At 68.4% G+C, this 25,001-nt stretch carries 20 protein-coding genes; 7 read left to right on the top strand and 13 right to left on the bottom strand.

All coding sequences use genetic code 11. The features are described 5' to 3' along the window. Positions 1-560 precede the first annotated feature (560 nt). Together dapD and IF188_RS11375 are read left to right on the top strand one after the other, a co-directional pair. The gene (gene dapD, locus IF188_RS11370; RefSeq protein ID WP_191171928.1) at positions 561-1,517 is read left to right on the top strand and encodes a 2,3,4,5-tetrahydropyridine-2,6-dicarboxylate N-succinyltransferase; all 957 of its coding nucleotides are present in this window, start codon (positions 561-563) and stop codon (positions 1,515-1,517) included. An 88-nt stretch (positions 1,518-1,605) separates the two neighbouring features. Beyond that, on the top strand, positions 1,606-2,100 hold the full coding sequence (locus IF188_RS11375) for an MFS transporter (RefSeq protein ID WP_191171929.1): 495 nt from the start codon (positions 1,606-1,608) through the stop codon (positions 2,098-2,100). Positions 2,101-2,170: 70 nt separating this feature from the next. On the opposite strand, the gene IF188_RS11380 is transcribed toward IF188_RS11375, so the two are convergent. The 6 genes from IF188_RS11380 to IF188_RS11405 all read right to left on the bottom strand — a co-directional run bounded on the left by IF188_RS11380 (position 2,171) and on the right by IF188_RS11405 (position 6,657). Continuing rightward, on the bottom strand, positions 2,171-3,469 hold the full coding sequence (locus tag IF188_RS11380) for a citrate synthase (RefSeq protein WP_191171930.1): 1,299 nt from the start codon (positions 3,467-3,469) through the stop codon (positions 2,171-2,173). A gap of 188 nt (positions 3,470-3,657) precedes the next feature. Further along, positions 3,658-4,779 (bottom strand): succinyldiaminopimelate transaminase, encoded by a 1,122-nt coding sequence (gene dapC / locus IF188_RS11385; protein ID WP_191171931.1) that lies wholly within the window; start codon positions 4,777-4,779, stop codon positions 3,658-3,660. 1 nt (position 4,780) lies between these two features. Then, positions 4,781-5,101, bottom strand: coding sequence for a ferredoxin (gene fdxA / locus IF188_RS11390; RefSeq protein WP_018170155.1), 321 nt, complete (start codon positions 5,099-5,101; stop codon positions 4,781-4,783). Positions 5,102-5,160: 59 nt separating this feature from the next. Then, positions 5,161-5,568: a DUF6113 family protein gene (locus IF188_RS11395; RefSeq protein ID WP_191171932.1), complete on the bottom strand. Its 408-nt coding sequence runs from the start codon at positions 5,566-5,568 to the stop codon at positions 5,161-5,163. 16 nt (positions 5,569-5,584) lie between these two features. Beyond that, positions 5,585-5,899, bottom strand: coding sequence for an AzlD domain-containing protein (locus tag IF188_RS11400; RefSeq protein WP_191171933.1), 315 nt, complete (start codon positions 5,897-5,899; stop codon positions 5,585-5,587). After that, positions 5,896-6,657: an AzlC family ABC transporter permease gene (locus tag IF188_RS11405; protein ID WP_191171934.1), complete on the bottom strand. Its 762-nt coding sequence runs from the start codon at positions 6,655-6,657 to the stop codon at positions 5,896-5,898. The genes IF188_RS11400 and IF188_RS11405 overlap by 4 nt, the downstream gene beginning before the upstream one ends. A gap of 190 nt (positions 6,658-6,847) precedes the next feature. Between IF188_RS11405 and IF188_RS11410 the strand changes: the two genes are divergently transcribed. After that, on the top strand, positions 6,848-8,905 hold the full coding sequence (locus IF188_RS11410; RefSeq protein WP_191171935.1) for a pectate lyase family protein: 2,058 nt from the start codon (positions 6,848-6,850) through the stop codon (positions 8,903-8,905). A gap of 65 nt (positions 8,906-8,970) precedes the next feature. Here the strand turns inward: IF188_RS11410 and typA are convergent, their stop codons facing one another. Beyond that, positions 8,971-10,884, bottom strand: a complete 1,914-nt coding sequence (typA, locus tag IF188_RS11415) for a translational GTPase TypA (protein ID WP_191171936.1) — start codon at positions 10,882-10,884, stop codon at positions 8,971-8,973. A 763-nt stretch (positions 10,885-11,647) separates the two neighbouring features. On the opposite strand from typA, the gene IF188_RS11420 reads away from it, so the two are divergent. Beyond that, positions 11,648-12,019 (top strand): hypothetical protein, encoded by a 372-nt coding sequence (locus tag IF188_RS11420; RefSeq protein ID WP_191171937.1) that lies wholly within the window; start codon positions 11,648-11,650, stop codon positions 12,017-12,019. Between the two features lie 71 nt (positions 12,020-12,090). On the opposite strand, the gene IF188_RS11425 is transcribed toward IF188_RS11420, so the two are convergent. Further along, positions 12,091-13,896, bottom strand: a complete 1,806-nt coding sequence (locus tag IF188_RS11425) for a dipeptide ABC transporter ATP-binding protein (protein WP_191171938.1) — start codon at positions 13,894-13,896, stop codon at positions 12,091-12,093. Positions 13,897-13,928: 32 nt separating this feature from the next. Between IF188_RS11425 and IF188_RS11430 the strand changes: the two genes are divergently transcribed. Continuing rightward, positions 13,929-14,537 (top strand): PH domain-containing protein, encoded by a 609-nt coding sequence (locus IF188_RS11430; RefSeq protein WP_191171939.1) that lies wholly within the window; start codon positions 13,929-13,931, stop codon positions 14,535-14,537. 10 nt (positions 14,538-14,547) lie between these two features. Here IF188_RS11430 and IF188_RS11435 read toward each other — a convergent pair whose 3' ends face one another. From IF188_RS11435 to IF188_RS11445, 3 genes are all read right to left on the bottom strand, one after another. Further along, positions 14,548-15,732 (bottom strand): ABC transporter permease, encoded by a 1,185-nt coding sequence (locus IF188_RS11435; RefSeq protein ID WP_191171940.1) that lies wholly within the window; start codon positions 15,730-15,732, stop codon positions 14,548-14,550. Between the two features lies 1 nt (position 15,733). Further along, positions 15,734-17,251 carry an ABC transporter permease gene (locus IF188_RS11440; RefSeq protein ID WP_191171941.1) on the bottom strand — a complete coding sequence of 506 codons (1,518 nt, stop codon included), beginning with the start codon at positions 17,249-17,251 and terminating at the stop codon, positions 15,734-15,736. Positions 17,252-17,421: 170 nt separating this feature from the next. Further along, positions 17,422-19,257, bottom strand: a complete 1,836-nt coding sequence (locus tag IF188_RS11445; RefSeq protein ID WP_191171942.1) for an ABC transporter family substrate-binding protein — start codon at positions 19,255-19,257, stop codon at positions 17,422-17,424. A gap of 165 nt (positions 19,258-19,422) precedes the next feature. Between IF188_RS11445 and IF188_RS11450 the strand changes: the two genes are divergently transcribed. Beyond that, positions 19,423-20,280 (top strand): CPBP family intramembrane glutamic endopeptidase, encoded by an 858-nt coding sequence (locus IF188_RS11450; protein ID WP_224751782.1) that lies wholly within the window; start codon positions 19,423-19,425, stop codon positions 20,278-20,280. A 243-nt stretch (positions 20,281-20,523) separates the two neighbouring features. After that, a complete protein-coding gene (locus IF188_RS11455; RefSeq protein ID WP_191171944.1) occupies positions 20,524-21,516 on the top strand; it encodes a hypothetical protein in 993 nt (330 codons plus the stop codon). A gap of 187 nt (positions 21,517-21,703) precedes the next feature. Here IF188_RS11455 and gcvP read toward each other — a convergent pair whose 3' ends face one another. Beyond that, complete coding sequence (gcvP, locus tag IF188_RS11460; RefSeq protein WP_191171945.1) at positions 21,704-24,610, bottom strand: aminomethyl-transferring glycine dehydrogenase; 2,907 nt, start codon at positions 24,608-24,610, stop codon at positions 21,704-21,706. Positions 24,611-24,615: 5 nt separating this feature from the next. Next, complete coding sequence (gene gcvH / locus IF188_RS11465) at positions 24,616-24,999, bottom strand: glycine cleavage system protein GcvH (protein WP_191171946.1); 384 nt, start codon at positions 24,997-24,999, stop codon at positions 24,616-24,618. Between the last annotated feature and the right edge of the window lie 2 nt (positions 25,000-25,001).

Below are 25,001 nucleotides of genomic sequence, written 5' to 3' on the forward strand. Positions count from 1 at the left end.
CAACCAGGATCGGGAAAAACGATCACCAGCCAGCGAGTTCAACCATGACCAAAAACGAATATCAAACTGACATCCATGAATTGATCCAAAAACCCCCACCAACCGTTAAACACGGTCGACAGAGAAAATAATTGGCATTTGACAAGTGCACGCTGTTGAGTTCTCAAAGATCGGACGCACCAACCAGCAACAGACCACCAGGCCCGCCACCCCGACTGGGCAACTTCTCCATCTTACACACCCCGTCTCGCTTGTCAAATCGGCATGTCGACGAGCCGAAGCCGCCGACACGATCGACCAACGATCCGAAGGAGTGGAAGACACCCATCCTAGACCGGAACCGGACGACCCGCCAGGAGCGGGATCGGATGGGTTGTTCACTGCTTGAGGGGAGCCGGACCGCCAGGCCCTTCGCTCTACCCTTTGGGGCGAACTCGAATTACTTTACGTGCGCCGGAGGGGTCCGTCCAAACAGTGCCGGAGCCCGGGCGTGTCGCGCCCGGACCGCCCGCGATGACGCGGGACCGGCATCCCTTCAGGTCCCGCGCTAGCGTTGACACATGACCGAAGAACGCTGGGTGTGGGGCGCGGGCCTCGCCACGATCGCCGAAGACGGAACCGTGCTCGACACATGGTTCCCCTCCCCCGTCGCAGGACGCATCCCGCTCGGGTACGACCCGCAGCTGCCGCCCGACGAGATCGATCGCCTCGCCGTCCCGGACCCGCGTCGTGCCGTCGAGGTCGAGATCGTCACGATCGAGGTCGACCTCGACGCCGCACCGATCTCGACCTCCGACGCCTATCTGCGCCTGCACGCTCTGTCGCACCGGCTCGCCGAGCCGAACACCGTCAATCTCGACGGCGTCTTCGCCTTCCTGCCCAACGTCGCATGGACCACGGCCGGCCCTGTCCACCCCGACGCGCTCACGCGACTGCGCCCTTTCCTCGCGCGCGAGGGGATCCAGGTGCAGGGGCTCGACAAGTTCCCCCGCCTGCTCGATTACGTCACGCCGCCCGGAGTCCGGATCGCGGACGCTTCGCGCGTGCGCCTGGGCGCGTACCTGTCGCCCGGGACGACCGTCATGCACGAAGGCTTCGTCAACTTCAACGCGGGCACCCTCGGCGCGAGCATGGTGGAAGGACGCATCTCGCAGGGTGTCGTCGTCGGCGACGGCAGCGACATCGGCGGTGGGGCGTCGATCATGGGGACGCTCTCCGGCGGCGGGACGCACCAGGTGTCGGTCGGCGCGCGAACGCTCCTCGGTGCGAACGCCGGGATCGGCATCTCGCTCGGCGACGACTGCGTCGTCGAGGCCGGGCTCTACGTCACGGCGGGCACGAAGGTCGTCCTCGTGAACGAGCCTCGCCGCGCGGACGGCTCGCCGACGACAGCGAAGGGCGCCGACCTCTCAGGTCGGGACGGCCTGCTCTTCCGCCGCAACTCGCTGACCGGCGCGGTCGAAGCGGTGCGCCGGGTGGGGGTGGGCGTGACCCTCAACGAGGCTCTGCACGCCTGACTTCGCACCACTACGAGGGCCGCCGGCAGCAGCCGGCGGCCCTCGTCGCTCAACGGCGGATCGCGTTGATCGCGAGATCCTGGTCGGCATGTCGAGCGTGGGCTTCGCCGCGGGGGCGATCGCGCGCGTCATCCCCCTGCGGGTGATGATGGCGATCGGGGGCCTGCTCATGGCCGGCGGCGTCGTGCTGGCGGTCATCGAGCACAGCACACTCGTCGCGCTCGCGATCTCAGGCGGGGTCTTCGGCGTCGGCATCGGCCTGGCATACGCCTCGGCCGCGAGCATCATCGTCGAGAGCGTCCCGGCCGACCGCACCGGCATCGCCACAGGTGTCAACGCCAACCTTCGCACGATCGGCTCGGCGATCGGATCCGCGTTCACGACGGCGGTCGTCTTCGGGTCCGTCGCGACCGGAGACTCCCCCGCATTCGACCGGTACGCGGTGGCGTGGCTGAGCATCGCGGGTGCCGCGGTCGTGGCAGCGGTCATCGTGCTCGCGGTCAGGCCTCGGCGGGGGGATGCTGCCGCCGAGCGCCCGTCCGAGACGTCCGAGGAGTCACCGGTCTTCGCGGAAGCCGCCTGAGGCGCACCGCGGCGGCCGCAGAGATGAAGGATGCCGCACCCCTCGGGGCGCGGCATCCTTCATCTCTTCCTCAGCCGAGGCCGGGATACGTGCGCTCGGGAGCGCCGACGTACAGCTGCTGCGGCCGGCCGATCTTGGTCTGCGGGTCGCTCGCCGCCTCACGCCACTGCGCGAGCCAGCCGGGAAGCCGGCCGATCGCGAACAGCACCGTGAACATGCGCGTCGGGAATCCCATCGCCTTGTAGATCACGCCGGTGTAGAAGTCGACGTTGGGGTACAGGCGGCGGTCCTGGAAGTACGCGTCGTTGAGCGCGATCTCTTCGAGCTCCTTCGCGAGATCCAGCAGCGGGTCGCTGACGCCGAGGGCCGACAGCACCTCGTCGGCCGACTCCTTGACGAGCTTCGCGCGCGGGTCATAGTTCTTGTAAACGCGATGGCCGAAACCCATCAGCTTGACGCCGTCTTCTTTGTTCTTCACCCGCTCGACGAAGCGCTGCACGCTCTCGCCCGAGTCGCGGATCCGGGCCAGCATGTCGAGCACAGCCTCGTTGGCGCCGCCGTGCAACGGGCCGTAGAGAGCGTTGATGCCGGCCGAGATCGACGAGAACTGGTTGGCGCCCGTCGAGCCGACCAGCCGCACGGTCGACGTCGAGGCGTTCTGCTCGTGGTCCTCGTGCAGGATCAGCAGGCGCTCGAGCGCGCGCGACATGACCGGGTCGACGTCGTAGACCTCGGACAGCACGCCGAAGTTGAGCTTGAGGAAGTTGTCGACGAAGCCGAGCGAGTTGTCGGGGTACAGGAAGGCCTGCCCGATGCTCTTCTTGTGCGCGTACGCCGCGATCACCGGCAGCTTCGCGAGCATGCGGATCGTGTTGAGCTCGACGTGCTCGGGATTGTTCGGGTCGGACTGGTGCTCGTAGTAGGTCGACAGCGCTGAGACCGCCGACGAGAGCACGGACATCGGGTGCGCCGTGTGCGGCAGCGCCGAGAAGAACCGCTTCAGGTCCTCGTGCAGCAGGGTGTGCCGGCGGATCTTCTCATCGAACTCGGCCAGCTCGTCGGCCGTCGGCAGCTCGCCGTAGATGAGCAGCCACGCGACTTCGAGGTACGTGCTGTTCTTGGCCAGCTGCTCGATCGGGTACCCGCGGTAGCGCAGGATGCCCTGGTCGCCGTCGATGTAGGTGATCGCCGACTTGGTCGCGGCGGTGTTCACGAAGCCGTAGTCGAGAGCGGTGTGGCCGGTCTGGCGGGTGAAGGTGGAGAAGTCCACGCTCGGCGTCCCGTCGGTCCCCCGCAGCAGCGGGAACTCGGCGGTGGTGTCACCGATCGTGAGGGTGGCCTTCTCCTGCTGGGTGCCCGCGTCGTTCACGGCGCCTCCTCGCGATTTCTGGTCGTGCCGGGGGTGTCGTCCTGTTCTGGGCGATGCCGTGACGGCTACTGCCTCAGAACGGAGATGCGGGACGGGAGATGCCGCGTCGCCGCGTTCTTACAGCCTAGTCCGCTGCCGCGCCTACTGCTGACACAGCCAAAGGGACGAGGCATCCGATGGAGGAATCGTCAGTCCTCGAGCACCGAGACGGCGCGCAATCGCTCCGCCGCCGCCGCGATGCGTTCATCGGTGGCCGTCAGCGACAGTCGGACGTGCTGCGGGAAGTGCGTGCCGTAGAAGTGCCCGGGGCCCGCCAGGATCCCGAGGTCGGCGAGGCGGCCGAGGCTGTCCCACGCGTCGCGGCCCTCGGTCGCCCACAGATACAGCCCGCCCTCGCTGCCGTCGACATGGAAGCCGGCAGCCTCCACCGCGGGCTTGAGCACCGCGCGCCGGCGACGATAGAGCTCGCGCTGCGCGGCGACGTGCGCGTCGTCGTCGAGCGCCGCCGTCATGGCCGCCTGGACGGGCAGCGGCAGCATCAGGCCGAGGTGCTTGCGCACCGTCAGCAGTCGCGCGACGATCGCCGGATCGCCGGCGAGGAAGGCGGCACGGTAACCCGCGAGGTTCGACTGCTTGCTGAGCGAGTAGATCGAGAGGATGCCGCGCACGTCGCCCTCCGTCACCCGCGGATCCAGCGCCGAGGGGACGGGGTGCACGTCCCACGGAGCGTCCCAGCCGAGCTCCGCGTAGCACTCGTCGGATGCGAGCACGGCGCCGAGCTCCCGCGCACGCGCCGCGGCAGTGCGAAGCGAGGCGACATCGAGCACGCGACCGTCGGGATTGCCCGGGGAGTTCACCCACACCAGTCGCGTCTGCGCCGGCCACTCCGCGGGATCGTCCGAGGCGAGCGGCGTCGCCCCGACCAGCCGTGCGCCCACCTCGTAGGTCGGGTAGGCCGCGCGGGGATGCACGACGACGTCGCCGGGGCCGAGGCCGAGCAGCAGCGGCAACAGGGCCACGAGCTCCTTCGAGCCCACCGTCGGCAGCACGTGAGCCGGCGTCAGGCCCGCCACGCCGCGACGACGCTCGTACCAGCGCACGATCGCCTCGCGCAGCGCGGGCGTGCCGACGGTCTGCGGATACGCGTGGGCGTCGGTGGCCGCACGCAGCGCGTCCGCCACGACAGCGGGCGTCGGGTCCACGGGCGATCCGATCGACAGATCGACCAGTCCGTCGGGGTGGGAACGGGCGCGCTCCGCGTACGGCGCCACTGCATCCCAGGGGTAGTCGGCAAGGTCCGCGACACCCACGTCAGTGTTCCTGCGGGGGCAGCGCCTCGATGATCGGGTGGTCCTTGTGGATCACGCCGACCTTGGCAGCGCCGCCGGGCGAGCCGATGTCGTCGAAGAACTCCACGTTGGCCTTGTAGTAGTCCTGCCACTCGTCGGGCAGGTCGTCCTCGTAGTAGATCGCCTCGACGGGGCACACCGGCTCGCAGGCGCCGCAGTCGACGCACTCGTCCGGGTGGATGTACAGCGACCGGTCGCCCTCGTAGATGCAGTCCACCGGACACTCGTCGATGCAGGCGCGGTCCTTGACGTCCACGCAGGGAAGGGCGATCACGTACGTCACACGGTCAGTCTAGCCGCGGCACCGACGGCCGGTCCGCCGTGCGTCGTCACCCGGGCGGGTCAGCCCTCTTCGGGAGCGTCCCACTCGAGCGCCGCCATGCGCGGCAGGGAGTCGGGCCACGCGATGACGACGGTCGCGGCGAGCGGCACGATGATCGTCCAGAGGATGCCGGGGTTGAACTCGCCCGCCGGCGCCTGCGGCACCACGACCGAGCCCCCCGGCCCCGCGCCCGAGAACACGAGCGTCGCGATCATCACGCCCAGGCCGGTCGCCAGCGCCGCCCACCGGTCTGCGGTCAGCAGCCGCACGGCGATCAGCAGCGCGATCACGCCGACGAGAGCGAGCACCAGTCCGAGTGGGAACCACCCGAGCCGATACGCCTGGGCGACCGTCCCGGCGACGCCGTAGACGGCGCCGACGACGAATGCGACCACCCACGTGCCGAACCGGGACCAGGAGAACCTCACTGGGCAAGTCTAGGTCTCACGCCGCCCAGCCCCACAGTCGCAGCAGCGCCGCCACGACGGCCGCGGCGACCACGACGACCAGGAACGGCGCGCGCAGCAGCAGCAGGCCCGCGGCGACGAGCACGGCCGGCACGCGGGCGTCGACGACGACGCCCTGCCCTGCACCGAGGGTCTGCACCGCGACGAGGGCGGCCAGCAGCGCCACCGTGAGCAGATCGGCGATCCGCATCGGCCGCGGCGCCTCGACCCAGCGGGGTGGGATCAGATAGCCGACGGTCTTGAGGGCTACGCAGACGATGGATGCCACGAGCACCGCGGTCCACATGGTCACGGCAGACCCTCCCTCTCCGCCACGTCGTCGGGTTCCGGGGCGGTGCGGTCGTCACGGCCCAGCCAGTTCGTCCACCCCACCAGGATCGCCACGAGCGCGGCGACGATCACCGGCAGCCCGGGCATGAGCACGGGAGTGAGCACGGTCGCGATCACCGCGGCCGCGACGCCGACGACGATGGGCTGACGGGCACGCAGTCGAGGCCACAGCAACGCGAGGAACGCGGCGGCGGCTGCGGCATCCAATCCGTACGCACGCGGATCGCCCAGCACGTCGCCGAGGAGCGCCCCGGCGAGTGTCGAAAGGTTCCAGCCGACGTAGATGCCGATTCCGGTCACCCAGAAGCCGAGCGTGCGCGCCCGCTGCGTCGACTGCGCGAGCGACACGGCGGTCGACTCGTCGATCGTGAACTGGGCCGCTGCGGCGCGCTTGAAGAAGCCGGCGCCGATCACGGGCGACATGCGGATGCCGTACGCGATGTTGCGCACGCCCAGCAGCGCCGCCGACGCGATCGCGGACGGGACGGCTGCGAGCCCGCCCGCGCCGATGATGCCCACGAACGCGTACTGCGATCCGCCCGTGAACATCGCGAGGCTCAGCACGCAGGTCTGCCAGACGTCGAGCCCGGCCGCGACGGCGAGGGCGCCGAACGAGATGCCGTAGGCGCTCGTCGCCAGCGCGACGCCGAGCGCCTCGCGCACCGCCCGACGCGCCTGGGCCGCCCCGTGTGCTTCGTCGAAGTGGGGGTCGAGAGTCACGAGGTCGATCGTAGCGACGGACTTCCCCAACGCTCGCGCTCCACCGGGCGGCGAGCGGACCGCGCGATCGCTGCTTGCGCTCGGCACCGATCCCCAGCATGCTGGGGTGCACCGCAGAAAACGCTTCCTCGCTTGTGGGTGCCGGTGCGCCCGTTCTCATCACGGATTCTGCCGAGGACGAAGGAGTCCCATGAGAACGCCGTTGCCCCTGCCTGCCCGCCGACAGCCGCGAGGCCGCTGTCTCGTCGCGATCGTCGCCGCCGCGGCGATCGCGGTCGCGCCGATGACGGCCGCCGCCGCGTCGGCGGCCCCTCCCCCTGCCGCAGCCGACTCCGGCGCGACGGACCTCGGTGTCGAGGTCCTCCCCGCCGGCGATGGCTGGGCCTCGTGGACGGGGACGACGTCTCCCGAACGCGTGCCGCGCGAGGCGGAACCGGTCACCGGCGGAGCGTCCGCCGCTCCCGCCGACGTGTACGTCGTCGACACCTGGCAGGAGCTGCGCGACGCGCTCGCGGGCGCCCCGGGCGGTTCCCAGAACGACGCCCGCTACAACCAGGTGCCGCGGATCGTGTACGTCACCGGCACGATCGACCCGTGGCTGCGCAGCGACGGCACCCGGATCACCTGCGAGGCCATCGCGTCGCAGGTGACCGTGCCGGGTGCCGGAACGCCGTTCTCGATGGACGACTACATCGCCGCCTTCGGGCCGGGCGTCGACCCGTCCGGTCCGCTCGAGCAGGCCCGCGTCGCGGCCGCGGCACTGCAGGCGACGATGACGCTGCAGCACATCGGATCCAACGTGACGCTCGTCGGCGTGGGCGACGACGCGCGGGTGGTCGGCGCATCCCTGCGGATCCGCGACGCGCACAACGTGATCGTGCGCAACCTCACGCTCTCCGACGCGTACGACTGCTTCCCGCAGTGGGATGCCGGGGATGCCGGCGGCAACTGGAACTCCGCCTACGACAACCTCTCGGTGTGGACCTCCACCAGCGTGTGGGTCGACCACAGCACGTTCGACGACGGGGACCACGCCGCGGAGAGTCTTCCGACCGTCTACGGTCGCCCGTTCGAGGTGCACGACGGCCTGCTCGACATCACACACGGCTCCGACCTCGTGACGATGTCGTGGAACTGGTTCCAGCACCACGACAAGACCGACATCATCGGCTCGTCGGACTCACGCACCCAGGACCGCGGACAGCACCGCGTCACGCAGCATCACAACCGCTGGACCGACATCGGTCAGCGCGGCCCGCGCGTGCGCTTCGGCGACGTCCACGTCTACAACAACCTGTACGAGCAGACCGCGGCGACCACCGCGGCCTCCACCGGGGAGCACCCGTTCTTCCAGTACTTCTGGGGCGCGGGCAAGGAGAGCAGCATCGTCGCCGAGTCGAATGCGATCGAGCTCGTCGACCCGGCGAGCGTGTCACGGGTCATCGCCGGCTGGGGCGGCACAGAGCTGCGTGCCACGGACACGCTCGTGGACGGCGAACAGGTCGACGTGCTCGCCGCGTACAACGCGACAGCCTCCGTCCCGCTGTCGTCGGCGGTGAGGTGGCACCCGGCTGCCGCCTACCCGTACACGCTCGACCTCGTGCAGGATGTGGCCGCGATCGTCCGCGCGGGAGCGGGCGCCGGCATCCTCGAATCGGGAACTCCGGGAGCCGCCCGCGCACCGGGGGCGTTCACCGTCTCTGACGACGACGGGCGCGACACCGGACTGCGGGACGGCACGTACCGGATCCTCGCCGATCTGTGGTGGGGGCAGAACGCGACCGTGGTGAAGCTGTACGAGAACGGCACGCTGATCGCCGCGCAGCGGCTCGACGCGGCGACGCCCACGGCACAGCACGTCGCCTTCGACATCGCCGGGCGCGGCGACGGCACGTACGACTACCGGGTCGTCGCGCTCAACCCGTACGGCGAGAGCGTCTCACGCACGCACACGGTCCGGGTCACCGACGCCGCACCGGGACGCGGCGTGCTCTCGGCCACAGGGGTGCGCACCGGTGACCTCACCGTCACCGCCGACCTCTGGTGGGGCACCAACGCGACGGAGTACGTCCTGTACCAGGACGGGGTCGAGATCGACCGGCAGTCGCTGATCGCCGCGACGCCCGACGCGCAGCATGTGGTGACCCGGATCGGAACGCTTCCGCCCGGCACCTATACGTTCAGCGCGGTGCTGTCCAACGCGGCCGGGTCGACGGCGGCGGCACCGGTGACCGTCACGATCCGTTGAGAAAGTGGATGCCGCGACCCTGGGCCTTGGACAGGCCCGGGGTCGCGGCATCCATTCGATTCTTCTCAGGCGTTGGCGTCCTGGCGCTTCAGACGCGAGGCTGCGCGACCGCGCTCGGTGGCGTCGAGGACGACCTTGCGGATGCGCACCTTCTCGGGCGTCACCTCGACGCATTCGTCGTCACGCGCGAACTCGAGGCTCTCTTCCAGCGACAGCTGGCGCGGCGGAGTCAGACGCTCGAGCTCGTCGGCCGTCGACGAGCGCATGTTGGTGAGCTTCTTCTCCTTGGTGATGTTGACGTCCATGTCGTCGGCGCGCGTGTTCTCGCCCACGACCATGCCCTCGTACACCTCTTCGGTGGGCTGGATGAAGAAGCTCATGCGCTCCTGCAGCGCCATCATTGCGAACGGCGTCGCCACGCCCGCGCGGTCGGCGACGATCGAGCCGTTCTGACGCGCCACGATGTGCCCGGCCCAGTCGTCGTAGCCGTGCGAGATCGCGTTGGCGATGCCGGTGCCGCGCGTGGTCGAGAGGAACTCGGTGCGGAAGCCGATGAGACCGCGCGAGGGTACGACGAACTCCATGCGCACCCAGCCGGTGCCGTGGTTCGTCATGGTCTCCATACGGCCCTTGCGGGCGGCCAGCAGCTGCGTGATCGCACCGAGGTACTCCTCGGGCGCGTCGATCGTCAGGTGCTCGTACGGCTCCTTGACCTTGCCGTCCTCGCCCTTGCGCGTGACGACCTGCGGCTTGCCGACGGTCAGCTCGAAGCCCTCGCGGCGCATGTTCTCGACGAGGATCGCGAGAGCCAGCTCGCCGCGGCCCTGCACCTCCCATGCGTCGGGGCGGCCGATGTCGACGACCTTGAGCGACACGTTGCCGATGAGCTCGCGGTCGAGGCGGTCCTTGACCATGCGCGCGGTGACCTTGTGGCCCTTGACCTTGCCGACCAGCGGGGAGGTGTTGGTGCCGATGGTCATCGAGATGGCGGGGTCGTCGACCGTGATCGCCGGGAGCGGGCGGACGTCCTCGGGGTCGGCGATGGTCTCGCCGATCGTGATCTCTTCGATGCCGGCGATGGCGACGATGTCGCCCGGGCCGGCCTCTTCGGCCGGGTAGCGCTCGAGCGCGCGGGTCTTCAGCAGCTCGGTGATGCGTGCGTTCGAGTGCGAGCCGTCGTGGCGCACCCACGCGACTGTCTGCCCCTTCTTCAGCGTGCCGTTGAAGACGCGCAGCAGCGCGAGGCGGCCGAGGAAGGGGCTGGAGTCGAGGTTCGTCACCCACGCCTGCAGCGGAGCCTCGTCGTCGAACGACGGCGCCGGGACGTGCTCGAGGATCGCCTCGAACAGGGGCTCGAGGTCGGCGTTGTCGGGAAGCTCGCCGTTGGCGGGACGCGTGCGCGACGCGGCACCGGCACGACCCGACGCGTACACGACGGGCACATCGAGCAGCGCGTCGACGTCGAGGTCGGGGACGTCCTCGTGCAGGTCGGACGCGAGGCCGAGGAGCAGGTCGTGCGCCTCTTCTTCGACCTCGGCGATGCGGGCGTCGGGGCGGTCGGTCTTGTTGACCAGGAGGATCACGGGGAGCTTGGCCTCGAGCGCCTTGCGCAGCACGAAGCGGGTCTGCGGCAGCGGGCCCTCGCTGGCGTCGACGAGCAGGACGACACCGTCGACCATGGACAGGCCGCGCTCGACCTCGCCGCCGAAGTCGGCGTGGCCGGGCGTGTCGATCACGTTGATCGTCACCGGCACGTCGGTGTGCGCGCCGTTGTAGGTGATCGCCGTGTTCTTGGCGAGGATCGTGATGCCCTTCTCGCGCTCGAGGTCGTTCGAGTCCATCGCCCGCTCCTCGACGTGAGCGTGCTCTCCGAACGAGCCGGTCTGGCGGAGCATCGCATCCACGAGAGTGGTCTTGCCGTGGTCGACGTGGGCGACGATCGCGACGTTGCGGAGGTCCGGACGGAGGGCGCGCGCCATGAGGGAATCCTTGAAAGAGAAGGGGGATGCCGGAATGCCGGCATCCCCCATTCTATCGGGCGCACCTGGACATCTCCTTCCGGAGGCGTCCAGGCGGGCTCGGATCAGCTCTCGGCACCGCCCGTCGCGGCGAGCAGCGCGGCGCGCGCCTCAGGGCCTTTCCGACAGCAATAGATCAACAGTCCCACGGTGACACGAATACACAACGCAATAAGTCAGCCACACTCACCTAATCCGAGAGCCATTGACGCGCGCCGAAAAGATGGCGTGAAGATGCGCGCACTAAACCCACCCGTTAGCCATTGCGACTCAATTGAGAAACACGACAGGACAAACAAGTCGACACCCTGACAACTCCTTCACTAGTTGGTGTCGAGCTCGCCGCTGCTTAGATATGTCCGGGACGGACCGGCGCGGGACACATTTCGGCACTTCGTTACCTTTTTGTTACCCGTCGTGCGGCTCTGCCAGCAACAGCGGTCCTCGGCCCCGCTCGGTGACGTGTATACCTCCCTGCCCCGCACCCGCATCCGCATCCGTAGTGGACGCCATCGTCTGAACGACCAGGTTGGGAGAAGCCCGCCTGCACCGCTTTGTCGACATTGCCTTCCTGCATCTCAGACGAAAACAAGATGCCTGGCGTGGCGGAAGGTTACACGCGTCCCAGCGCCACGCTACTCGAAATGCGTGCGCGAGAATGATCTCAAAAATATCCGCCATTTGAGCTTTACATCTGATCCGAGCGCGAGTTACTCTCACTCCTATGAAATCCCCTCTGAAGAAAAATCAGTCGCCCAAACGTCGTACGATCGCAGGTATCGCGGTGGCACTTGGAATTGCAGCGGCGAGTGTCGCACCCGTCGGAGCTGCCAACGCCAGCGGATGGTGGTCCCCCGTGCACGTCACGTGCCCCGCGGGCAAGTTCGCACAGGTGAAGTTCACTGTTTCCGTGGATCAGGCGATTATCGGCTACGGCGCGACCAAGGAACAGGCGATGTACGGGAACTACATCACGATCAACCCGGGAACGTCGTACACGCTCAACTTCGGGCTGAACGACGCCTGGTGGCAGAAGTGGAACGACCCGGGAAGCGAAGTCGTGAACGTCACCACGCAATGCGTGAGCTGGGGTTGATTTCCTCGTAGCAGGCCAAGAAGGGCCCTGCTTGACCAAGTGGTCGAGCAGGGCCCTTTCGTGAGTCGGCCTCAGCTCTCAGCGCCACCCGTCGCCGCGAGCAGCGCGGCGCGCGCCTCGCGGCGCACACGCTGCTCTTCGGGGTTCGGCACCGGCACGGCGGCGATCAGACGCTGCGTGTAGGGGTCGGTCGCGCCGCGCAGGATCTGGTCGCGCGTGCCGGTCTCGACGAGCTTGCCGTGGTGCATCACCGCGATGCGGTGCGACAGGATGTCGACGACGGCGAGGTCGTGGCTGATGAACAGGCACGCGAACTGCAGCTGCTGCTGCAGCTCCTGCAGCAGGTCGAGGAAGCGGGCCTGCACCGACACGTCGAGAGCCGAGGTCGGCTCGTCGGCGACCAGCAGCTCGGGCGCGAGCGCCAGGGCGCGCGCGATGCCGACACGCTGCCGCTGACCGCCCGAGAGCTCGTGCGGGAAGCGGTTGCGGTACGAACGGGGCAGCTCGACCTGGCTCAGCAGCTCTTCGACGCGCTTGTCGAGGTCCTTGCCCTTGGCGACGCCGGCCAGCAGGATCGGCTCGCCGATGGACTCGCCGATCGGCATGCGCGGGTTCAGCGACGACGCCGGGTCCTGGAACACGATGCCGGTGCGACGGCGGATCGCGAAGAGGTCCTTCTGGCTCGGCTTCGAGATGTCGGTGCCGACCGCGGTGAGCTTGCCCTCCGCGATGGGCAGCAGGCCGATCGCAGCGCGGCCCAGCGTCGTCTTGCCCGATCCCGACTCGCCCACGAGGCCGACGATCTCGCCCGGGTAGATCGCGAGATCGATGTGCTCCGCGGCGCGGAAGGCCGGGATGCGGCCGCGCTTGGGGTAGTCGATCGCGACGTCTTCGAACGCCAGCACCGGGGTGCGGGTCTCGATGATCTCGTCGGCGACCTCGGTCGCGCGCTCGCGGATCGCCGAGACGGACGGCACCGCCGACGTCTCGGTGACGACCTCATCGGCGACGGTGGCCTCCGTCTCGAGCACGCCGAGACCCAGGTGCGGCACGGAGGCCAGCAGCTGCTGCGTGTACGGGTGCTTGGGGTCGTGGAAGATCTGCTCGACCGAGCCCGACTCGACCACGACGCCGTTCTTCATCACCATGATGCGGTCGGCGAGGTCCGCCACCACGCCCATGTCGTGCGTGATGAGGATGATCGCGGAGTCGAGGCGCTTGTGAAGGTTGCGCAGCAGGTCGAGTACCTCGGCCTGCACCGTCACGTCGAGGGCGGTGGTGGGCTCGTCGGCGATCAGCAGCAGCGGGTCGCACGAGATCGACTGCGCGATCATCGCACGCTGGCGCTGACCGCCGGACAGCTGGTGCGGGTACTTGTTGAACGACTGCTCGGGGTTGGGCATCTCGACCATGCGCAGCAGGTCGATCGCCTTCTCTTTCGCGACGCTCGGGGCGAGCCCGCGGTCGTGCGAGCGCAGCGACTCCATGATCTGGAAGCCGATCGTGTAGACCGGGTTCAGCGCGGTCATCGGCTCCTGGAAGATCACGGCGATCTCGTTGCCGCGCAGCGACCTCAGCGTCACCGGGTCGGCGCCGCGCAGCTCGCGGCCGAGGAGCTTGATCGAGCCGGTGACGCGCGCGTTCTCGGGCAGCAGGCCCAGCAGCGACATCGAGCTGGTGCTCTTGCCGGAGCCGGACTCTCCGACGATGGCGAGCACCTCGCCGCGTCGCACTTCGTAGTTCATGTCGATGGCGGCGGGGTAGAACTCGCCTTCGACCCAGAACTCGACGCCCAGGTTCTCTACCTTGAGGATCGTCTCAGGGAGGGCCTCGTGCGAAGCCGTGGTTTCGGCCTCGACGCCCGTGGTGTCAGTCATTCGGTGGTGTCCCATCTGCAAAGCTTGAAGTCATGTCTTTCCAGGAGGTCTTCTATCGGCCGGTCTTCGGCCGCATCCTCGCTGTCGTGACCATCGTGGTGTGCGCCCTCGGCGCCATCGGGCTGGTGTGGTCGGATCCCGCGACCGCGCTGCGATACGTGTGGCCGATCATGCTCGGCGCCGTCGTGGCCTGGGCGCTGTTCTGGCGTCCGAGCCTGCGGGTGCAGGAGCACGGCATCACGGTCGAGAACGTGCTGCGCACGCACTTCGTCCCGTGGCCGTCGATCGTCGCGATCGACACGCGCTTCTCGCTCACACTCCACACCGCCCAGGGGCGCGTGGCGGTGTGGGCCGCCCCGTCGCCGGGGCGTCACCGCACGCTCGGTCTCGCCCCGAAGGACTTCGACGGAGTGAGCGGATCCGCCCGCGGCGAGTCGGGAGGCCTGCGGCCCGCCGATGCGATCTCGGTGCCGACCGGCAATCTCGCCCAGCTGATCCGCGGCCACTGGGAGCGGCTGCGCGATGCCGGTGCGTTCGCCAGCGGCGTCGACCCGGAAGCCGCCACCGTGACGTGGCACTGGGCGACGATCGCGGTCGTCGCGGCGCTGGCCGCGGCGACCACGATCGGTCTGCTGGTCTAGCACCACGTCGTCACCGCTCCGGGTTGAGCGGTTCGTCCGTCGGGTCGCCGGGGTGCTCGGGTCGGATGTCGTGATAGCTCACGATGTCTTCACTCGTGTACACCGCCGCCCCCATGACCGTGACCGACGGAGCGTCCGTCGCGGGCGTGGTGTCGACGGCCGGAGCCAGCGGTCCGCTCGCGCGGCCGGCGCGTGCCATCGCCCGCTCGCTCGGCATCTTCTTCTGGCGCGGGTCGAACGCGTCGCGCAGACCGTCGCCGATGAAGTTGACGCACAGCGCGATCGCGATGATGAACAGACCCGGCCACCAGAAGAGCCACGGGCGCGTGGAGAACGCGGCCTGGTTCTCGGAGATGATCTTGCCAAGCGAGGTGTCGGGTGGAAGCACTCCAAACCCGAGGAAGCTCAGCGCCGACTCGAGCAGGATCGCGCCCGCCATCAGAAGGGTTGCGTTCACGACGATGACGCCAACTGCATTCGGCAGGATATGGCGGAAGATGATCCGGCGGTCGCGTGCACCCGACACCCGCGCGGCGTCGACGAACTCGCGCTCGCGCAGGCTGAGGAACTCGCCGCGCACCAATCGAGCCATCGTCGTCCACGCAAACAGGCCGATCACCACGCCCAACACGGCAGCACCGAGGCTACCAAGCGCGTTTCCCAGCACGGAGCCGATCACGATCAGGGGGATCGTGATGATGATGTCTGTGAAGCGCATCAGCACCGAATCGGTCCACTTGCCGTAATAGCCCGCGACAGCACCAATCACGACGCCGATGACAGTAGCGACCACGCCCGCGATCACCATCACCATGATGGATTGCTGGGTGCCGCGCATGACGACCGCGAAGATGTCACGGCCTACTTCGTCCTGGCCGAACGGGTGGTCGCCGAACTGCAGAGGCCACAAAGTCATGGTCGGCTCGCCGTTGTTCACCTTTGGCGGGATCTCCTCCCACGAGTACTGCCACCATCCGGGAATGCGGATCCCCCACAGCGCCACACCTACAGACGTGAACGCCAGCACAATGATGAAGGCAAGAACGATGATCGAGATCATCGCTGCGCGGTGCCGGAAGAATCGCCGCCGGACAATCTGCCCCTGGCTGAGACCCTCGGTCTCTTTCTGCTCGATCGAGATCTCGGCCAGCGCCTGCGTCTCGGTCCCGGGCTCTTCGGTGATGGAAGTGTTCATGTCAGCCCACCTTGATTCTCGGGTCCAGCGCCGCGTACACCAGGTCCGCGATGAGGTTGAAAATAACTGCGAGCGTGCCCGTCACCACGAAGAACGCCATGACCGGGTTGGGGTCGTGGGCATCAAGGGCGGTGACGAACAATCTCCCCATACCGACCCAGCCGAACACCGTCTCAGTGATGACCGCGCCGCCGATGAGCGCGCCGACATCGAACGCGATGATCGTGGTGATGGGGATGAGGGCGTTGCGGAACGCGTGACGGACGACGACCGTGCGCTCGGTGAGACCCTTGGAGCGCGCGGTGCGGATGTAGTCCTGGTTCATGACCTCGAGCAGGCTCGCCCGCGAGTAGCGGGTGTAGCTCGCGAACGAGATCAAGATGATCGCGATCGTGGGCAGCAGCAGGTGGGTATACAGGTCAATGCCCTGCACCCAGAAGTTGCCGCCGAGGCCCGGTGTCGACGAGCCGACGGTCGCGATCGGACGACCGCGCACGCGGCTCGAGTTCGCGTACGCCTGCCAGTACGACATGTACTTGTCGAGCGCGATGAAAGCGGCAACCAAAAATCCGACGATCGCCGTCGTGCGCACGACTGGCCCGCGGTCGGGGGCGCCCATGAACCAGCCGATGGCCCCGCTCACCACGACCGCGAGAACCGCCAGCAGCAGGAAGAACCACAGCGTCATCCCGTTGAGGATGTAGTTCATCATCGGGAAGTAGAGCGCGATGCCGATCACCGCGACGATGAGCGACGCGTACAGCGCCTTGCGGTTGCGCAAGCCCGTCGAGATCGCGGTGACGCCGACGGCGATGCCGAAGGCGAGGAACGCGTAAACCACGATGCCGATGCTCGGATCGGCAAACCACTCCGTCACCGACAAGAAGGTAAGGACCGCGCCCGTGGCCACCGTCGAGGTGACAAACACGATGAGTCGACGCTTCCAGCGACCGCCGAGAAGTGACATCCAGAGCAGGCCCGCGATTAGAGCAAGCCCGATTATTACTGGAACGGCGATCGTCGGTGATGCCAGCCAGTTGTTCAGCTGGATGGCACCGTACTGCTTGAGAAGGACGGCGACCCAGAAGATCGGGAGCGAGAAGAAAAGAAACGCCATGAGGGTGACGCTGTAGTCAAACCCGGTGTACTGACGGAGCGCCGAAACGATGCCGACGGTGATCCCGAGGACGATCGCGACCACCGTAGCGGTGGTCACCAACGTCAGCGTTGCGGTGATCGCATTCCCCAGAAGCGCGTTCACGGGTTGGTTCTGGATCGAGATTCCGAAGTCGCCGCGGAAGAGACCGCCGAGCCAGAGGAAGTAGCGCAGCGGTGGGGGGACGTCGAGGTTGAGGAGCTTGGTGCGCGCCTCGATGAGTTGCGCCTTGTTCGGAGCGTTGCTCTGCCGCAGGTCGTCTAGGGGGTCTCCCGAGTACGACACCAGCAGATACATCAGGAATGTCGCGGCGAAGAGCACGAAGATCGATGCGATCAACCGCCGGATGATGAATGAAGCCATGTTGTGGCCGCCTGCCAATCGATGAATCAGCGCAGGCGAGAGGTCGGCGTGCTGCCGACCTCATGCCCGCCGCTGAGAGGAGTGTAACGCGGCGAGGTGCAGGTCCCCCAGGGGGACCTGCACCCCACCTCGGTGGTCAGTGCCGTAGCACGCTGACTACCGTGTGACGATCACTCTCCCGAGTCGGTGACGGCCCAGTCCCACGCGTTCCAGAAGATCGTGGGGGCGAGGATCGACGGGTCGATGCCCTCCACACGGTCGCTGAAGGCGGTGACGCCCGGGAACTGGAAGATGGTCACGCCGTAGAAGTCGCCCCACAGCAGCTTGTCCATCTCGAGCTGCAGTTCGATCTGCTTGTCGGCGTCGAACTCCACGTTCAGCTGAGCGACGAGGTCGTCGACCTCAGCGTTCGAGTAGAAGTTCAAGTTGTTGATCGCACCGGTCTGGAAGGTCGGCAGCGAGTTGGTCACACCGAGGCTGGTCGACTGCCACCCGAAGAGCGACGCGTCGTATGCACCGGCGGTGCCCAGGAGGCCGCCCCACTTCTCGGAACCGCAGTCCGTGACGTTGAAGCCGGCCTGCGCAGCGGACTGCTGGATCAGCGCGAACTCGTTGACACGACGCGGGTTGTTCGACGCGTAGAGGATGCAGACCGAGGTGTCGGTGATGCCCGACTCGGCCAGCAGCGCCTTCGCGCCCTCGATGTCGACCTCGGCGTAGGCGTCAGAACCGTTGGTCTTGACGGCCTCGTCGTAGCCCTCGGCGCCCGGGACGAACAGCTGCGAGCTGCGCAGGAGCGCGTCGTCGCCGGCGATCGGCTTGATCAGCGTGTCGAGGATCTCCTGGCGGGGGATCGTCTTGAGGAACGCCTCGCGAGCCTTCGCGTTCGAGAAGATGTTCTGGCTGTTCTTGCCCTGGTCGAACTGCAGGTCGACGTGCTCGTACGTGCCCTCGACACCGGTCTTGACGGTGATTCCGTCGACCGCGTCGAGCGCCGTCTTGATGTCGGCCGTGGCCTGGGGCGAGATGACGTCGACCTCACCGTTCTGCAGCGCCTGGACCGCAGCGAGCGGGTCCGGGATGAAGCGGATGGTGATCTCTTCGATGTTCGGCGTGTTCTCACCCGTGTACTCGGGGTTCGCCTTGAGCGTCACGAACTGGTCGGCGACGAAGTCCGTGATCATGTACGGGCCGCTCGCGGTGACGAGCTCGGCGTCGTCGGGCATCTCGGTGAAGTTGAAGCCCGAGTTCCAGAACGACGAGATCGGCGCGAGGGCCGCGGCGTCGTTGTCCTGGATCGCCGAGACGACGGCATCCTTGGCTTCCTGAGCGTCGTCGAGGTTGAGGGCCTTCTCACCGATGACGTGCGCGGGGAGCGGGCTCGGGAACGAGAGCTCCCAGTCGACGAACGGAGCGTCGTACACGAGGGTGATCGACTTGTTGTCGTCGCTGACCTCAGGCGTCTGCGAGACGAGACCGAGGCCGGCGTCCGGCGTGGCGCCCGAGTCGAAGTAGACGACGTCCGTGGGGAGGTCGCCGGTGAACTCACCGGTCTCGGCGTCCTGGTACTGCGTGGGGTCGAAGTCCGGCGTGTCGAGGGCGCGCGACAGTGCGGCCCAGTTCAGCAGGAGGTCGGACGCGTCCACGTCCACACCGTCGGACCACTTGACGCCGTCGGCGATCGTGTACTTGATCGTCAGCGGGTCGTCCGACAGCTTCTCGTACGAACCGAACGACTTGTCCTCGATGAGCTTCGGGGTGTTGTCGTAGTAGTTGAAGCCGCCGAGGACGAGGTAGTTGATGTTGTTGTTCGCCGTGGCGTTGCCGAACGACGTGTTGCCGTTCATCGAGTAGAACGCCTGGTTCCACGCCGCCGTGATCGACGAGCCCTCGACGAGACCGGAGTCGTCGCCCGAGCTGTTGTCGCCACCGTTGCCGGCGGCGCAACCCGAGATCGCCAGTGCGCCGACTGCGGTGAGCGCCACCGCAGCCGAGATGCGCTTCATTCTCACTGTTCCTCCTGTGCAGGGTTTGTGCGCGCGCGTCTAGCGAAGCCGGACGGGCGCGCGGATGGGAAAACGATAAGCATCGCTGGTGAGATGGTCAAAACGATCGGCCAAAACGTTACAGAGCCTTAACTCAATCGACGCGAAGTGTGACAATCTGACAAGATGACCCCCTCTTTCCCGCCCGTTGATGGTGTGGTATCGAGTACCCTGCCCTCCAGCACTCGGTATCAGCGGCGCCGTCTCACGTGGGAGATCTGGATCGTCCTGGCCGTCACCGTGGGCCAGTCCGCGCTGTACTCGGTGCTGTCGCTCGTGCGCAGGCTGCTGGCTCCCGTGCCGCTGGGCTCGCAGCAGGCGCAGGTGAACCCCTCGCGCGACGCGCAGGCGGTGTGGGACGTCGTCTACCAGCTGCTCTCGGTGTTCTTCGCGCTCGCGCTGGTGGCTCTGGTCGTCTACCTGCTGTGGGAGCCCGGCAGCAACGCGCTGCGGCGCATCGGCCTGGACTTCACGCGCTTCGGCGGCGACCTCGGGCGCGGCATCCTGCTGGCGGCCGTGATCGGCCTGCCCGGCCTGGCGCTGTACGCCGCCGGCCGCGCACTCGGCATCACCGTCGCGGTCGTGGCCTCTCCCCTGGATGCCGCCTGGTGGACGATCCCGCTGCTCGTGCTGTCGGCGCTGCGCGCCGGGCTCACCGAAGAGGTCATCTTCATCGGCTACCTGTTCGACCGGCTGCGCAGGCTCGGATGGAACGACTGGACGATCATCCTGACGTCGGCGGCGCTGCGCGGCGCGTATCACGCCTACCAGGGCTTCGGCGCGATCGTCGGCAACGTCGTGATGGGTCTCGTGTTCGGCTGGTGCTACCGCCGGTGGGGACGCGTCATGCCCCTCGTCATCGCCCACACGATCCTCGACATCGTCGCGTTCGTCGGCTACCCCCTCGCCGCCGCGCTGTGGCCCGGCGTGTTCGCGCCCGCCCCCACCCCGACGCCGAGCACCACGCCGACCCCGAGCAGCTGAGAGCGACGGGATGCCGGGGGCTCCGGCATCCCGTCCCTGCCTGCCCCGTCCCTGCCTGCCCGCGCACTCTCCAGCGAGACCGATGTGGGGCGACGAGACCGTGGGCGAACCCCAAGGTCTCGTCCCCCGGGTACGGTCTCACCGGGGCGCGGAGGTTCCTCCACAGGGGCGGCGCGGCTCGGACCGTCCACAACCGAGCCGGGTGGCATCGCCTGACGGGCAAGGGTCGGCCAGTGTCGAAGGATGCCGTTGCTCGCATTGCCGATACAGGCCCGGCCGTCGCCGGTGATGCTCCTCCGCTCCGACGAGGTGCCGCATCCGGAACGAGCCGTCGCGCGCGGCGACCTCGTGAAGGTGCAACGGGGTGTGTACGCCCCGTTCGAGAAGTGGCACGCACTCGCACCCTGGACCCGGTACCTCGCACGCGTGCATGCCACGTTGCTGGCGCGCCCGGACGCCATTCCTTCCCACGAGTCAGCTGCCGCACTATTGGGTGGGCCCGTGTTCGGCGACCCGGTGATCGTCCACGTCCTCGCGCCCGCATCGGGTGAGTCGGGGTTGGTGTCCGGCGTCCGGACGCACACCACCCGCGATGACCGCGGACTGCTCATGGCGGGCAGTATCGCGGTGACCTCACCCGCAGAGACCGCGGTCGACCTCGCGCGGTCCCGGCATCCGGCGATCGGGTTGGCTGTCGCCGACGCGATGCTGCGGCTGGACGCGGACCTGTCGAGCGACGTGCTGACCGAGATGAACGAAAAGCGATCAAGCCGTCGTGGCCGCGACATCGCGCGCTGGGCGCTCAGCCGGGCGACGGCGCTCGCCGAGTCGTCGATCGAGTCGGTCAGCCGCGCGGTCATCGAGTGGCTCGGCCTTCCGGCACCCGAGCTGCAGGTGTCGTTCCGAGCCTCTACCGGCGAGATCGACCGGGGCGACTTCGTCTGGGAGCGCTACTCGCTCGGCGGCGAGGCGGACGGCGACCTGAAATTCGACGGGCGATACGGCGACCCGGCCGCTGCGCTGAAGAATCAGCGAGCGCGGGACGCCCGGCTGCGCGAGAACCTGGACGCGATCGCGCACTGGGGGTGGACCGACGCCACCACCTTCACGCCGCTGCGCAGCCTTCTGCACGGAATGGGGCTGCCCGTGATCGCCCCCGAGAACGTCAGTGCCCTGACATCGATGCGGCGCGCACTCATGGCACGCCCGCCGCACGCGACGCGCAAGCCCGACTGATCCCGCGCCGCCGCCCTCCCGCCCCGCGCACACAGCTGCGTCCCGGTGAGACCGTAGCCCATGGACGAGACCGTGGGTGAACCCCGCGGTCTCGTCCACGCGGTCCGGTCTCACAGACAGGCTCTGATCCGCACGACGGAGAGCGACGGGATGCCGGGGGCTCCGGCATCCCGTCGTCAGAGGTCGCTCAGGCGAAGGCCTCGATCGGCGGGCACGCGCAGACGAGGTTGCGGTCGCCGTACGCCTGGTCGATGCGGCGCACCGGCGGCCAGTACTTCGTCCGCACGAGGGCGTGCACGGGGTATACCGCGGTCTCGCGCGAGTACGGGTGCTCCCACTCGCCCGCGACGACCGACTCGGCCGTGTGCGGGGCGTTCACCAGCGGGTTGTCCGCCTGCGGCCACTCCCCCGCCGCGACGCGGTCCGCCTCGGCCTTGATCGCGATCATGGCCTCGATGAACCGCTCGATCTCACCGAGGTCCTCGGACTCGGTCGGCTCGACCATGAGCGTGCCCGCGACCGGGAACGACATCGTCGGCGCGTGGAACCCGTAGTCGATGAGACGCTTGGCCACGTCGTCGACCGTGACACCGGTCGCGTCGCGCAGCGGGCGCAGATCGAGGATGCACTCGTGCGCGACGAGCCCGGCCTCGCCCGCGTACAGCACCGGGAAGTGGTCACGGAGCCGGAATGCGATGTAGTTGGCCGACAGCACCGCCGCCGCGGTGGCGCGACGGAGGCCCTCAGCGCCCATCATGCGCACGTACGCCCACGAGATCGGCAGGATGCCCGCCGAACCGTGCGGCGCGGCCGAGATCGGCCCGCCGTCGAACACCCCGCCCGGGTGGTCACGACGCTGCGAGAAGGGGTGCGAGGGCAGATAGGGCGCGAGGTGCGCCTTGGCCGCGACCGGGCCGACACCGGGCCCGCCGCCGCCGTGCGGGATCGCGAACGTCTTGTGCAGGTTGAGATGCGACACATCGCCGCCCAGGTCGCCGAAACGCGCGTAGCCGAGCAGGGCGTTGAGGTTCGCGCCGTCGACGTAGACCTGCCCGCCGGCGTCGTGCACGGCCTGCGTGATCTCGAGCACGTCGTGCTCGTACACGCCGTGCGTCGACGGGTAGGTGATCATGAGCGCCGCGAGCTCGTCGGCGTGGGTCGCGATCTTGGCACGAAGATCGTCGAGATCCACGTTGCCGGCGTCGTCGCACGCGACCACGACGACGCGCATGCCGGCGAGCACGGCCGACGCCGCGTTCGTGCCGTGCGCCGACGACGGGATGAGGCAGACGGTGCGTGCGAGGTCGCCGTTGGCGCGGTGGTAGCCGCGGATCGCCATGAGACCCGCGAGCTCACCCTGCGAGCCGGCGTTCGGCTGCAGCGACACCGCGTCGTACCCCGTGACCTCGGCGAGCCACACCTCGAGCTGCTCGATCATCGCGAGGTAGCCGTGCACATCCTCTTCGGGCGCGAACGGGTGCACGCGCGAGAACTCGGGCCACGACACCGCTGCCATCTCGGTGGCCGCGTTGAGCTTCATGGTGCACGAGCCGAGCGGGATCATGCCCCGGTCGAGAGCGTAGTCGCGGTCCGACAGCTGCTTGAGGTAGCGCATCATCGCCGTCTCGGAGCGGTGCGAGTTGAACACCGGGTGCGTGAGGAACTCTTCGAGCCGGTGCAGCTCGGCCGGCACCGCGGCAAGCGGTGCGGCATCCCCGAACGGAAGCTCGCGCTCGCCCTGCGCGCCGGCACCGGCGAACTCGCCCTCGGGCAGGCCGAAGGCCCACGCGACGGCGGCGAGGTCGTCGGCGGTCGTCGTCTCGTCGACCGAGACGCCGACGGTCGCGTCGTCGATCCACGCCAGCTGATAGCCGCGCTCGCGCGCACGCTCGATCACCCGGCGCGACGGCCCGGGCGTCGCCACCCGGATGGTGTCGAAGAAGGAGTCCGTCCGCAGCGAGAGCCCGTACGAGCGAAGCCGCTCCGCCAGTGCCTCGGCCTTCTTCGCGACGTCGGTGGCGATCGCCCGCAGCCCGTCGGGGCCGTGGTAGACGGCGTACATCGACGCCATCACCGCGAGGAGCACCTGCGACGTGCAGATGTTCGACGTCGCCTTCTCGCGGCGGATGTGCTGCTCGCGCGTCTGCAGCGCGAGACGGTACGCGGGGTGGCCGGCGGCGTCCTGCGAGACGCCGACCAGACGCCCGGGCAGCTGGCGCTCCAGCCCCTGGCGCACCGCCATGTAGCCGGCGTGGGGTCCGCCGAAGCCGAGCGGCACGCCGAAGCGCTGAGTGGTGCCCACGGCGACGTCGGCGCCCAGCGAGCCGGGCGAGCGCAGCAGCGTGAGGGCCAGGAGGTCGGCCGCGACCACGACCAGCGCGCCGGCGACGTGTGCGGCATCCACGACTCCAGCGGGATCCCACACGCGACCCGACGCGCCCGGATACTGCACCAGGACGCCGAAGCACTCGTCAGGCAGGGTCGCACCGTGGGCGAGGTCGAGCTCGACGAGCTCGATGCCGACGGCGGCAGCGCGATGCGCGAGCAGGGCGCGGGTCTGCGGCAGCGCGTCGGCGTCGACCACGAACACGTTCGAGGCCGACTTCGAGCCGCGGCGGGCGACCAGCATGCCCTCGACGACCGCGGTCGCCTCGTCGAGCATCGACGCGTTGGCCGTCGCGAGACCGGTGAGGTCGGTCACCATCGTCTGGAAGTTGATGAGCGCCTCCAGGCGCCCCTGCGAGATCTCGGGCTGATACGGCGTGTACGCGGTGTACCAGGACGGGTTCTCGAGCACGTTGCGCGCGATGACCGAGGGCGTGAACGTGTCGGAGTACCCGAGGCCGATCATCGGGCGGGCGACGCGGTTCTGCGAGGCCAGCGCGCGCAGCTCGGCGAGCGCCTCGGCCTCGGTGGCGGCGGGTGGGATGTCGCTCGTGGAGCGGGGCTTCGCGTGGATGGATGCCGGCACCGCTGCCTCGACGAGAGCATCGACGCTGTCGTAGCCCAGGGCGTCGAGCATCGTGCGCTGGGCTGCGGCATCCGTGCCGATGTGGCGGTCGGCGAACGCCCCGGCACGCTCTGCGCGACGCATACCCGTCATTCGGCGCCGCCCGTGAGCGAGATGTACGCGTCGCGGTCGAGGAGGCCCTCGACGGCGGCAGGATCCACGGTGATCTTCACGAGCCAGCCGGCGCCGAACGGGTCGGCGTTCACGAGCGACGGGTCGTCGACGACGGCGTCGTTGACCGCGACGACCTCGCCCGTCAGCGGTGCGTAGAGCTCGCCGACCGACTTGGTCGACTCGATCTCGCCGACGACCGTCGCCGCGGTCACGGCGGTGCCGACGGCGGGCAGCTCGACGAACACGACGTCTCCGAGCTTGTCGGCGGCGTACTCGGTGATGCCGACGGTCGCGGTGTCGCCGTCCAGGGTGACCCACTCGTGCTCGGCGGTGTACTTGAGGGCGGTCAGATCGGTCATGG

This window comes from Microbacterium helvum, assembly GCF_014779795.1.
Classification (GTDB): domain Bacteria; phylum Actinomycetota; class Actinomycetes; order Actinomycetales; family Microbacteriaceae; genus Microbacterium; species Microbacterium helvum.